Annotated in this window: 2 protein-coding genes; both read right to left on the reverse strand. The window is 46.9% G+C overall.

Annotation, left to right across the window (positions count from 1 at the left end; genetic code table 11):
* Positions 1 to 424: 424 nt before the first annotated feature.
* On the reverse strand, positions 425 to 4,693 hold the full coding sequence (locus QMG91_RS24135) for an RHS repeat-associated core domain-containing protein (RefSeq protein ID WP_281830591.1): 4,269 nt from the start codon (positions 4,691 to 4,693) through the stop codon (positions 425 to 427).
* The gene (locus QMG91_RS24140) at positions 4,693 to 13,956 is read right to left on the reverse strand and encodes a fibronectin type III domain-containing protein (protein ID WP_281830592.1); all 9,264 of its coding nucleotides are present in this window, start codon (positions 13,954 to 13,956) and stop codon (positions 4,693 to 4,695) included. Before QMG91_RS24140 ends, QMG91_RS24135 begins: the two co-directional genes overlap by 1 nt.
* Between the last annotated feature and the right edge of the window lie 434 nt (positions 13,957 to 14,390).

A 14,390-nucleotide genomic window follows, 5' to 3' on the forward strand; every position in this document is an offset into this window, starting at 1 on the left:
TAACTGACTTATAGCTGTAAGCTTTACGGACCCCCCAGCCTAGCTGGGGGTTTTCTCTATACAAAAAAACGGCTCCTTGAGGGAGCCGTTTTCGTTTCAAGTCGATAGAAATATGGGGCTACAACCATCTCTCATACTGCGCTAAATCATCTCAAAAACAATAACCAACACATAAACAAAGTGTAAAAGGTGAACACCACACACGCTTTATTGTCTATCAGATGGTTAATTCTATTCCACACGACCACGGGGATCGGAGGCAAAATCACAAGCAATTTAAATAGCAAAATTAACCAGCTAATCACACCTTGTACTTGCTCACTTTCCCCATATTCATAAATAAACAGCAATGGAATAAGCAATAGACTCAAAACAACAAGCATGATGCCTGATAGCTTAAGGAGCTTATTTACCATTATGTTCCCTAGCAGTCGTTAGAGTCATCACATCCGCCTCCGCCAGTCTGCAAAGCTCCTGGTAGAGTACTCAAACCTCCACCAACACCACCTGAAATTGCCGAGTCTACAGTTCTGCGCCCTGTGTCATTCCAAACTTCTTTCACAACTTTATGCCTATATAGCCACAAGGTGTACCATTTTCGTTCGCGTACATGAATGTATTTACTTGGGTAGATAATCTTAGAAATCCCTTGCCCAAATAGCCCTCCATAGCGAGCTGTTAATGATGCAATGGTAACATCCCACATATCAACTTCATCGCCGGTTATTTTTTGCTGGAGCGCACTTCCAACACCCGCAACGGTTACCCCTGTAAGAATAGACGCCCCGCCACTAATAGCTCCGGCACCCGCGCCAATCGTAATAGCTCCAATATATTCAGGAAAAGATATATCACCACACTGATAAGCTTCCCAATACGCAGCTACTGCAACACCACCACCAACAATACCGCCCGCTATGCACCAAGGACATAATCCAAGAGGATCGATGTATCTATTCGGATTGCCATTGGCATAACCATAGGTATTAAGACCACCCGCTAATCCTATCGGATCTCTTTGAACGTATCGGCCAATTTCTGGAGCATAATCACGATAGAAATTGTAATGATGCCCTGTGGTTCTATCGAGCCATTGACCGGGAAATCGCAAATTACTTTGGGTAAGGGTAATGGATTCTTCCGCTTGCCCAAACGCATCATAGCTGGCCTGCCACAAGGTTTGCCCATTGCTTTTCAGCATCATAAACGGCGCGCCTAGGTGATCGTTCTGGTAAAAACCGCCCCCTTCAACTTGCGTGGTGGTCTGATACCAAGGCATCTGTCCCCATCTTGCTAAAGGTGAATACTGATAACCGGATTGTAAATTACCCTGTTCATCATAAACCCCAACAAGTCCCTGTTGGCTATACAAAAAATAGTTTTGTTCATCGCCCGATGTTGACGAAACTCGACGACCTTGTGGATCATAATCATACGAAACCGCGGCATGGTTGGTACTGGTAACACTATTCAGCCTACCATTTGCGTTGTATTGATACTCACGCTGCGCGGTTGCGGTTTCAGTACCTTGATGCTCCGTGATGAGATTCCCGTTATCGTCATAACGATAAAACATCTCTCCCATTTGGGTTAATTGATGATTCGCATTATATTGCCAAAGTGACTCGTCCTGACTCTTGGTGCGATTACCCACCCCGTCATAGTCAAACATGAGATTTTGATGTGGTGCAGGTTGCGTGGCTTGTACTAGTCGATCCAACTTATCGTACTGATACTGAAAGTCACCCGCGAGGGTAGTTTTAGACAGTAGATTTCCCGCAAGATCATAGTGATGGTTATACTGTTCGAGTATTTTCCCTTCTCTGTCATTGACGATGATCTGTTGTAAATTGCCAAATCCATTGTAGGTTTGCTGACGACTGATGCCACCGGGGTAAACCATCTCCGTTGGCAACTGCCCCTGATAACCTGAAAATGAGACACTTCCAGAGCCTTTCATGGTTGCGACTAACAAACGCCCAGCTTTGTCATAACGATAGCTGGCTTCATTTCCATCAGGCGCAATCACTTGCTTCAATTGACCATTGCCATAATACCCATATTGGATCTGCTTACTGAAGGTTGGGAAATGGGTAGTCTCTTGCAGCAATTGGCCACGCGCATCATATTGATATTCAGCCCCGGTCACACCGGAGCTGTCACTCATTTGATACCCCTTTAACTGACCATTGGCAAAATAGTCATAGTGCACTTCACGCTCTGGCTGATGAAAGTCGTTCGTGCGATGCACTGCCGCATACCAGACTTCCTTAATTAGTCGATTGTCTAAATCATAGCTATAACGAATCACCGCACCGGACGGAAAACGCTTAACGACTAGGTTATTGTTTGGATCATATTCAAACTCAAAGCGCTCGCCCATCGGCAAGACTTCGGCGGTTCGATTGCCAACCTGATCATACTCATAACGGGTCGTTCTATTTTCTGCATCCGTTACACTTGCGATATCTCCAAGCGCGGTATAAGTGATCGTCGACAGCCCGCCCAATGCGTCTTTTTTTGTGACAGGTCGGCCGAGGGCATCAAAAATCACCGACGTTTCGTTGCCATTTGGATCGATAACCACTTCCGGATAATCATTTTGGTTATAAACCAATTTCTGCGTTCTGATGTCTTCGCCGCCAAGTTGCTGCTGGGAAATCTCTGTCACTTGTCCTAGCGCGTCATAGCGGTAATGATAATCCGACTCAGCACTCTCAATGCGACTTTCCCATGCGATGGCACTGTTATTTTCACCCACATAACTGATTTTAGTTACATTGCCAACACCATCCAAAATGCGCTTCAATCGCAGCTGTTTATCATACGAAAACTGCTTGGCTAATCCGGAACCATCGGTCGAATTTTGCAAACGGCCATCGAGCAAATAAGTGCTCTCTACCAGCAATCCCAGTGCGTCGCTGACTTGGTTTAAGTGACCGCGGCGGTCATAACGATAGGAGGTGCGAACATTGCGAGGATCAGTAAAGAAAGCAAGCTCACCAAGCTTGTTGTATTCCAAAGCCCAGTGTCTATCCGCGACAGCGCCCTCAGGTGTGGTTACTCGCGTCAGTTGACCTCTTTGATCGTATTGATAGCCCCATACTTCACCGCGACCATCGGTAGCCGATTGAGGCTTACCTGCTGTCGTATAATCACTAAATTTCCACGCCACTCCACGGCCATCGGTATACTGAACCAAATTACCATAGCGGTCGTATTGAAATAGCCAAGCAGCTGCAACACTGGTGTCAGCGCCGAGCACTTGTAATTTGGTAAACTGACCAAACTCATCATACTCTGCGGTAATGATTTGTCGCTCCATACTGCCGACGCCTTGCTCGAGTTCTACCACGTTGCCAGTTTGATCATAGCGAAATCTCGTAACGACACCTCTCCGGTCGCGATATTCCAGTGGAAGGTTGAAATTAGAGTGATAAGTTACCGTCTCGGTGCTGTTATCAGCGTAAGTGATATTAATTGGGTTGTCCCATTGATCGAACAGGATTTCAGTACGATTACCGAGCCCGTCTTCAATCACGCGGCGATTACCACTTTTAATTTGCGTATACAGGCGTTTACCGCCAATGCTCACTTCTCCAGCTTGCCCATCTTTGGCAAACGTCTTTAAAATCTCACTGCCATCACTGGTTTTCTCTACCGTGGTATATCGCTCATCTTGAGCGTTGTAGAACGCTTGGTAACGAATGTACGCACCATCGCCGTAACTCTTTTTCGTCAGCACCACCATTGGCTTGGCGTTGATGCTGCGCTGGCCTAAGTCGCCGCGGTTGTCACGGATCCCGCCGCTGATTTGACCCGTTCCACCGCCATAGGCGACCACCCCACCGACCGAACTGCCACTGAACGGCTGACTTGAAATATTGACTACGCCACTGCGACTGATCCGATTGGTAAAGATCACTTCTTGACCTTCAGGATCGATCGCCTTGCGCATATAAGACTTGTTCAACATGGTTTGGTATTCATAACGCCATTTGTGACCATTCACATCAGTCGCTTGCACGAGTGCCGTATTATCCCATTGATAAGAAACTTGCCGCCCACTGTAGTCACGGACGGCCACCAAATTGCCCTGGCTATAGTTCAAGGTCACCACTTGTGTGCCGTGATGATCCAGGATCCCCGTCATGTTTCCTTCACTGTCGCGATTGAAAGAAACGGTCACACCATTCTTATCTTGGTAACGGACAATTTTACCTTCAAGATCATAGAAGATTTGATCACCACTGCGATCTTCCCAAATAAACCCCGTGCGAGTTTGAAGGATGTGCTTTGAAGGATCGTGCTCATACACAAAGCGAGCGACGATATTTTCACCCGCTTGCAGTACGCGCGATTTACCATAACTATACAAATCGCGATTAATGCTGGACACCGGGTAGCGGGCGTCGTCTGAGGGCGTGCCATCTGGGGTCACACGATTCAATTTTAACGTTACCCAATGAGGGTTAAATAACCACTCGCCATCTCGATAACGACGCTTGATCTTGACCTCACCACCCAGCACTTTTACCACTAGATCGGTGCTGGTTTCTTCATACTGCGCTTTCGCATGATCAAATCGTCCAACGGGCTTCGCCATCGCTTGCCACGATACCAACAGCCCCAGTGATAGACACACGATGCCTCTACCTAACCACTGCTTCATACTTCTAGGTAACTGCATCATTACTGTCCACCTCCATTGTTTCCTGATTCACATCCATCTGGGCAATCCACGCGACATTCTGGTAGTGGGAATGGCGATTCTTCGCTGCCAACCCATTCACCTGGATCGGAGCCCCAATCCCATCCACCATGCCAAACCCAACCGTTTCCATCTCCTGAGCCACCACCTGACGAGTTACACACCCTTGGCACCACAAAACAGCTTTGTGCATTTGCATTGCTCTGATCACCATTCGCACATTGGAAAGACGAGCTGATATTCAAGCACTGATTCGATGAATAACATCCGGCGTTACCACCACTGCCTCTGCCATCCGGGGTCATTGCTGCCAAACCCGTGATCCGATATGGAATCACCGCACTTTGTTTTGCCTCCAAGGTATTTGGCAGACTCTCGCTCAACAATTCATAACGCAGAGTGTCACTGCTTGCTGGCAGCATAAAGTTGACGTTATCCGCCCGCACCAGTCCGTGGTTGGTTAAACGAATTTCACCGTAGAACACCTCACCGGCTTCCAGCTCTGGCACTATGATCGCGGCAGGCTCTGCAACCAGCACCGCAGCGGGCACGTCGGTTACGAAGTCGACGTTGAGTACAATTTCATATTTATCTTGCAGCGCTACCTCTTTGACGCTCCAATCCAGCTTGACGGTTTCGTAGTTCAAAAATACCGCCTGATTGGTCACCACTCCCGGTTTCACGCGCAAACGTCCAACGTAAGTTTGATGCCCAGATTGGGTCACCCAATACTGGTAACTTCCCGCTTGAACCTCTGAGAGCAAAAGCTCACCGTATTGATCAGTACTGCCGAGGTATTCGATGTCTTGCGCCGCTTCGTTGCGAAGCACCACCTTGGCTCCCTGCAACCCTTGAATCACTTTGCCTTGCGCATCCAAAGTACCGGTATAGATGTTGCTCACCTTGAATTGGGCGCTGCCTTGGCCGTCCTCAACCAGCGTGGTAAACACCGGCACACGCCGTGGCGCATGGTTAGCTGAGGTAATTTGCACGATAAACTCTTCTGTGCCCGTCGCTGCCAGCTCTTGCGGCTGTAGCGCAATATCAAGCGTCACCGATTGCTCTGGCGCAATTTGGGCATACTGGCCAAAGGTACGATTTTGTAACCAATTGGGCGCAGGCGTGCCTTCTTTGGTCAACAACTCAATCGTCACCGCGTACATGGGTTCAGTACCGCGATTAGTTAACGTAAATGCGCCGTGATCACTGCCCGTTACGGTTGCCGCTAGCTCCAACATCGATGGAGCTACGAACAAATTCGGTCTAGATTGCTCCGCATTAAAGTTAACGCTTAGCTGACCAATATTCCGCACATCGACTTCACCACCCACCAACGCCATCACATTAAGTTCAATCGTGCCCTTTTCAGGCCCACTTTCGCCGACCAGTAAATCAACCGAAATCTCACGGCGTTCATTCTCTGCCAAGCTCAGATCTTGCGGCAGGAACAGCTCAACCCCTTCTGGTAAAGACTGCGTCGGCACAATATTCACCTCGCTCAGTGCCGTCTCGGCGCGCGTTTCAATAATGATTGGGAACGTCTGAGACACAGATTTGACCGTTCGCAAATTGATTTGATTTGGCATCACCTTGACGGCTTGGATCGTAAAGCTCGCCTGACCCGGTCTTTCCGTCAGTTCAGGATGAATGGCGTGCAACTCAAATTGCCCACTCACGCCTGCAGATGGCGTATGCTCATAAACAAATTGCCCGGCTTCATCAGTCATCAACGAAACCGTTCGCTCAAAGCTGTCCTTGGCGATCACCAGTGTTATCGGCGCTTGTGGTGTCGCTTCCCCCGTTGCTCTATCCACCGCGCGCCCTTGGATCGTGATTGGACCATCGCCAAACGAAACATTGGGTGAGACGTGATCAATATCGGCAAAATAAGCCGTATCAATGAGCTTTAAGGTGTTGGTGGCGACCAAACCGGCCACTTCCACTTGGGTATCCAGACCATAATGTGCGTAAATCTTGGCAATTCTCAATTCAAGTTGAGCTTGATACGGCGCACTGGATGGCACCGCAAACTGTTGCCACGGTGAACGATAGGTTTCACCTGCCGCAACTCGCAGCACCGAGTCTCGATTTGGTAGCGTGATGATGTTCTCACCGGAATTACGCTGATAGGATTGTGCGCTCAACGTGTTGGCGTCGAGATCCTTGAGCACAACACGCACATCACCGGAAGCTTGCTGACCACTGTTCTTGGCCGTCACCATCGCCAAGGTTTCATCGCCAGGATTGGTGATTCGATAGCGGAACTCACCAAAACCGCCACGCGTCACGTTGCGCGTCTCAATGTCAACCGAAACCAGACCTTGCTCCACTGGCACCTCAACACGTTGACGAATTTCCACTGTTTGATCAGCAAAACGCTTACCTAGTAACGTCACAGGCAACACTAAACGGTCAGGGAGCGTTTCGTCGCCCGCGATGGTCATCGCGATCTCTTGCCAACCAGGTTCAAGCGTGAAGCGATCCGATTGAATGGCTTGCCCTTGAACATCGGCAATCAAACGCTGACCCGGCAAGGGTTCACTGCCGTTATAATGCAACTCAAACACAACCTTGCTAAACAAGTTCCGTTTAATCACCGAACCTTGCGCCACATTGATTGACACATCAGGCAATAGCACACTGCGGGTCAAACTGGTTTCCCCATTCACATCAATCGCCGTTAAGTGATAACGACGCTCACCGCTGGTATAGCCAGAATCTTGATAATGGGTTTCGGTGATCAGGCCGTCATTAATTAAGGTCGGATTAGCGCCTTGACCAATCGCCAGTTGATAACCTTGCAGCGATTGCGAGCCATGTGACCAACTCAACGTGGGCAACGTATCTTGATCAAAGCTTAAGCTGACGTTACGCACCGGCAGCAGTGACAAGTTAAGATAAACCGTGTCAGAAATGGCAGAGCGATTTCCTGCTTGATCGACCGCGACTACCGCATAAGCCGGCAAATGCTCACTCGGTTCACTGTCTAACGCCAATTGATCCACAATCGCTGCAGAAATTGGCTCTAGATCGCTGACCGATAATATTGGGGACTGTTCGGCGCGATATATCTGATACGTCAGACCCGCTTCAGGTGAAACCATCTCCCAGCGCAGCGCGATCCCCACCGGGGTCAATTCCGCTTCTAGATTGCTTGGCGCAATCGGTGGGGTTGAATCGGCGAGCACCGATACCCATTCCGATAGAGGGCTGAGCGATTGCTGCTGGTTCGCGCTGCGTATCGTTGCAACCGCATACCGATATTGACCATCACTGGTTGGACGCTCGACATACTCAGTGATGTTGCGCTCATCGTGACTCCCAACGCGCGCGACTTCAACTGGCTCGGTGCCATCTGCCGTTTGTCGGTAAATTACATAACCCGAATTTGCCGTGACCGACATCCACGTTAACTGCACTTCACCCTGCGGCAACGCTTGCGCTTTAAGCCCAAGTGGCGCGTTCAACGCTGGTAACTCTCCTTGATACAGCTCGATGACTTGGTCAGTTCGGCTTTGCCACAGCGAAACGTTACCAAGTTCATCTTGCGCATTTAACGCAAAACTCAATTGCTGAGGCGCATCCAATGCCACCGTTTCATCGAACGTGAGCTCCGCCGTCCAACGCTCATCCGCGAGGTGAGTTAGCGCGACTTGTTGGTGGCTTTGCAGCCCAACCGAATAATGCAACTCTGGCTGACTATTTTGTGCCACGGCTTCATCCAACGTCAGCTCGATGGTCACTGCGGTTGGAGCCGCATCAATTCGAACCGGTGATTGTGGCTGGGACGTTAACGCCTCAACAATCGGTCCTTGTGTATCAACACTAAAGCTTGCGCCTTGTGTCACGGCAAAACCGCGATTACCAATCCGATCTCGTGCTGAAAATGTCAGGTGTGCGTCACCACTTGGCCAGTGTTCATCTAACTGTACCCGCGCTTGATAAGTATCGGAAGCCACCGCACTCAATCTTGGGGTAAACACGCGACCTTGACTGGTGATGCTGATAAACGGGTCGGCAAACAATGGCTCTGATACCGTGATGGTTAGGGTCAACTCCCCTTGACCAAACACACCGCGAGTCGCATCTTGCGCGCCATCGGTATGGTACTCAACCACAGCAACAGGGGCTAAGCGATCAGACTCAACTTGAACGTCATTCGACAACGGGCTTTCAATGCCTTTGCTCGACACGGCGGTCACGCGATAGAAGTAACGTCCATCCTCAAGCGGTAAGTCAACAAACGCACTATTACGCAGCGGCTGAGAAGTCACTCGAATGGCATTTTGTTGGTCAACAAACGCGGTTTTCGCACGATAAATATGATAACCCACCGTCACGTCGGATTGCTCTGCCGCCCAACTAAGTGCAATTTCGCCACCGACACGAGCAAGACCAACCAGTTGCTTCGGGCGAGTGGGAATGTCGGCATCCAGCGTTATGTTGACAGGAGTACTAAGCGCACTTTCACCAGCACGGTTTTTGGCTTTTACCGCCACCGAATTCACACCAACCTCTAGATCGACCTCCATAGTGGTCAGCACACTGGCATCGTTTTGATTTGTCGATGACGCGCCCATGGCCAGCCAAGGGCCTTGCGGCAGATCATTAACCATCAGTTGGATGTGATCGGCAAATTTGCTGCGCACAGAAATCGGTAACCAGCGCTCACCGACGCTCACATCACCCGCTGGCGTGACGATCTGTGGCGCCGTAGGCACCGCCAGCGCGGTATTAAAGTTGAGGTTAATGTCGGTTTGGTTGTCATACACATCATAAAGTGAGAACGTCACCTGATGCTCGCCATCAGTGTATCCAGCGGGATCAAAATTCGCCGCAAATGTATCATTAGCAGAAGTATCGACTTGATAAAATTCGCCATCGATCATCACTTCCATGCGGCTTAACCCGCTCACATCGCTGGCTTTAACTTGCCATTGACCCGCACGCTCTAGCAAGGTGCCTTGGGTAAATTCACCCATGTTCCACATGACTGAATCAACCACAGGCCCGATCTCATCTTTTTCGGGTATGGCCGAAACCGCGATGACATTGGGGTCAATTTCGCCGTATCGCGACTTCGACACCAAAGCAAAGTAGTATTGTTCGCCATTATACAGTTCGTTAAGCACCAACTTATTTGGCACATATTGATTGACCACTTTTCGATGTTGCATGTTCGCAACCGAATCAAAAGGAGCCGTAGATTGGTAGAAATAATACCCCGTTAACGCCCCCCCATGTTCTGGGGTTTGCCACTCCAATGTAATTTGCTCATCTTTGACTTCGGTAATCGTGAGGATCGGATTATCCATCTGGGTTGAGATCCAGCGTTTTTCCGTTTCACTTCGATTGCCAGCCAAATCCACCGCCGAGAGCGCCAGCTGATAAGTAGTACCTTTAGCGAGATCAGTAATGATATGGCTTGTTGCGTTCTTTTCCAATCGAACCACCTCTGAACCATCAACACTCAATTCGAAGTGACTCAAATCTTCATCTACACTCACGGTTTCCCAAACGACATCAACAGAGTTTTGGTTGGCAGATAGAGAGACATATTGAGGCGCTGCAGGCGGCACATCATCACCATTAACCACCATAAACACACCATCGTACAAAGCATAATCATTAACACTGACGTTGCCGAATCGGTCGACTGCTCGGAATGAAAATGTAATATTCTCTTGTTCTGCTGCGCTCACATCAGAAGGGAGGGTGATAAATGCGACATAGATTGGTCGATTAGTTTCCTTATCGATAACGCTGCTTTGTTCAATGCGCTGTTTCTGTCGATTCGGACCGGAAAGCTGATAATAAAACTCGGGCTCAACCGTAGTTGAAAGATAATCTTGAAACGACCAACGAATTTGCAATTCACTGCCGGGAATGTAATTTATTGTCCTGTTAGTACTGGAAGATACAGATAGGTACGCTTTTGCCGGATATAAATCAACGTAATATGATGAGTCAAACGATAGATATACACGGTTTCCATCTTCGTCATAAACGGTGCCTGTGATACGCACACCATACCACTCATCACGAATCGATTTCGGGTCAAAAGAAGCAATATAGGTATTAGTGTTGGCTTCTCTCTTTGGTGATATATAGGTGCTATACTTATTATTATCATCCTGAATATAGATAGGTGATGTAAACTCAACTTCTTTTTCGAACGCCATGGTTACTTTGATTTGTCCAGGTCCAAGCGTATTTCCAACCTGATTATCACTACTCAACACTAAAGTTGCTGAACTTGGCGTAATGTCATAAACAATCAGCTTTGAAACGCCAACAATCTGACCAAATACATCGAGTGCCGCGACACGATGATAATAGTTACCCTTCCCTGAAGAGACAAAATAGGTATGTAGATATTCCGACGTCGTCGCGATTGGTGTAAGTTTCTCAAGCACATCTATATCAGATGAAATTGGAATATTGGAACCAAATACTTTGAAATCATGATATTTACTTTGATCGCCCAGTGCATCCCAACTAACAGAAAAAACGCCTTTGCTCCGTGTAACTATGGTATTCACAGGTTTCACTTCAAGTGGAACATAGTTGATCAGATAGGTAACGCTATCTTCACCTTGTGAATTTCTTAGCACATAGCGAACTTGATTCTCGCCTTCTGAAAATGCAATCGACAATGATTGCAAGAAAACACGATTTCCAGCAAACAGCCCTTGATAGATCAAATTGCCATTCAAATACACGTCCATATCCACGCCAATTTGATCATGTTCAATCCTTGGTGAGAAGCGTGTCGTATTGACTTCTTGGGCACTACTTGGTGACTGACTAAGAATATTGGGCGCTGCTAGTCCCGTCACATTGACAGGTAAACGCGTTCTAAATTCAAATGATCGATCTTTAAACTGATAGCGAGCGGTTAACTCGAAATCTTGACCATTTAGATCATCCACGCGCAGTAGACATTGCATTGGGTCTACAATTGGCGCTGTCCAGGTGTAATATTTATCGTAACTGATGGTGCATATATTCTTGTCATTGCGGTATAGTGAAAACTGATAGCTCTGGTCTAAGTTCAAAGTTTGGAATTTTAGAATCGTATTATCTTTTAATTTACCGCTTTCATTTTTAAGCAAATCTATTTCACTAATTAGCGTAAAAAATAGTAGCGGTTCAACCAAATGGTCAAAGTCAAGTAAACTAACATCTGCGTCCTGTGCGCGTATTAATATATTTTCGACACTGCAGAAACTGTAACACTCCATCACATTTTTAACTTTAATTATATCATAGTTCCCAAAGTCAACATTGAGTTGAAATGATGTTCCTCTATAATCCGAATCTTGAGTAATCGAGATATTAGCGTTGCGGATATCATCTAAGGTTCGGTCGGTGAACTCTAAAGTTAGCCCTTTGGGGTAGGGACCTTCGATTAACTCTTCTTGATATCCTTTATTGATCATGACATGGCTAGGTTGGCGTAAAAAGTCATTGCCTTTACCTGGGTCAACTACACCGATGATACCTTTGTAATTATAGTACGTGTCATCACCCGCCAGCATACGAACGACCGTATCGGTCTCAATATATGGTGAGTATCGGTCATCATGCTCCGTCAGTTCAATGTAATTCTGCTGTTGTATCCCGCGACTGAGTTCTTCACCAGTGATGATGGTCCCATCAGTAAATTCATAAGTAACCAAAGGCGAAAATGCCACTTGTTCATCGACCTCGATCACGTCATCGTGACCATAGGCTAATTTCACCCTTTGTGTATATTCCAACACTTTCAAGCTGCTTGCACTCACACCACCTGAAAAATGGATTCTGCCCTTCAGAGGTATTGAGGCTGATGAATGCGCTAAGATCAACTCTGATTCAGCACAGCGCTCGCTGTTGACACCGCACGTGTCGCCTAAATCATAAAATGCGCTATTGTTATTGAGTTGAACCGTATCTGCACCAGCATTACCATCCATATATGAAGCAAACATAACATCCCGCCCCATTCCTCCGAGCGTAGTGACATCGTCTTTAGCCGAGCTTATTGAGCCGCCTTCATCGTGGAGGGTCACTTTCATAGCGGTGCTAGGAAACATGGAGGTAAACGTATAGCGATCACCATTGACGAACGCAATAGCATCAATGTTTATTCCTTCATCGAGCGTGATATTGCCACCTGGATATGCAATGGACATTGCCCCTGGATAATTTTTTACACCACACTCATTGCCATCGAAAGATAAGGTAAGATCGTCTGGAGTGATCCCCTCACCAAATTCCAGTGTGGTACGTGGTTCTTGCAAATTCCTGAAAATAATTGGAGAGTAAATACTTTTATATCTATCCGACTTGACGACATCGCACTCATCACCTTGGTCAAAATAGAGCGTTGCATGCGTGTCGGTTGCAAGTGTGATGGTGTCGTTACCCGCCCCTGCTCTAACGAGCGCAGTGCGATGATGACCCTTCATGATTATCGTATCAATGCCTTCACCCGCATCGACACTTCGTGCGCCGGATATAAAGTCATCACCCGCAAGTGATTCGACGTGCTCCTTTTGCCAATAGGCATACACTAACCTGTCAGCGCTTTCCGTCGGAACTTCAAAGCCAAACACTGGCGATATTGGGTTGGCAAGCTCTTGAAAATAGATGCTAGAGCCATCACTAAGACGCAACTCTGAAGCAGTCAACAAGCCCTGATTTGATAAGAAGTAATCTTTTAGGACGATACTATCGGTCGCAGACAGGGTGACTTCGAGGTCTAATCCAACTTTAGCAGCGACGATATCATCTTTATTAATCGGCTTATTCCATTGAATCGCTCGCTTGAAGTTAGAGTAATAGCTTTCATAGAAACGCTGGTTTGATTTTACAGTTAATACACCACCGTGTGAAATAATTTTATCTGGTTGACTAGTTGAAGCAACTTCTACCGTATCATTCCCAGAGCCTAAATCATAAATACAGGGACCTATTGAATTCCCACGAGTTTGTATGAGTGTGTCATTACCTAAACCCGATTTTACATTACAAGCATTTCTGATCACATCATCTTGATTGGTGCCCAAAACGGTACCGAAAAAATAATAGAAATCCTGGTTAACAATGGGTTCTTGTGCAATAAAGTCTGTAAGAGTGATTTCACTTAGGAGAGACTGAAGACTGACTTGCTCGCCACTTGGTGATAAAAGATATACTGGCAGGTAGAAATCTGATTCCAATATTTTCTTCAGTAGTTCTTGACTAATGGTAAAATGCACCCTATTTCCCATCGAATTTTCAAGCTCGATAGCATATTTTTCTTCATTCCAGTAAGTAGTAAAGTCAGATATATCGCTAGGAAGGTATACTTTTAAAGTATATGGGTTGTCAGATTGATCGAGTAGATATTTTCCAGTATCAGGAGCTAATTCAATATTTGTTAACACCGCATCATCCATAATCTCAGCATTAATATGTCTAGACTGCCAGCCAAACCTAAGTTCGTTTTCTCCTTCATGGAATATCACTTTGTTAGGAACTTTTACTGAGCTCGCATGTGACAAAGTTTCATGGTTAAGATAACTGTTACCATAAAACTCAATCAATGTGGCTGGCGAATCTGAAGCAACTCCTGTTCCAGCAACACTACGGTACACAACATCTGTATTTTTTAATTTTAAATGTTCTTTTCTACCTGGAAACTCTGTAATAG

It is taken from the genome of Vibrio nigripulchritudo (genome assembly GCF_027924785.1).
Taxonomy (GTDB): domain Bacteria; phylum Pseudomonadota; class Gammaproteobacteria; order Enterobacterales; family Vibrionaceae; genus Vibrio; species Vibrio nigripulchritudo.

Bases quoted from the DNA above. Each gene is read 5' to 3' on its own strand.
- QMG91_RS24135 (WP_281830591.1), bottom strand. From the start codon at position 4,693: ATGATGCAGTTACCTAGAAGTATGAAGCAGTGGTTAGGTAGAGGCATC.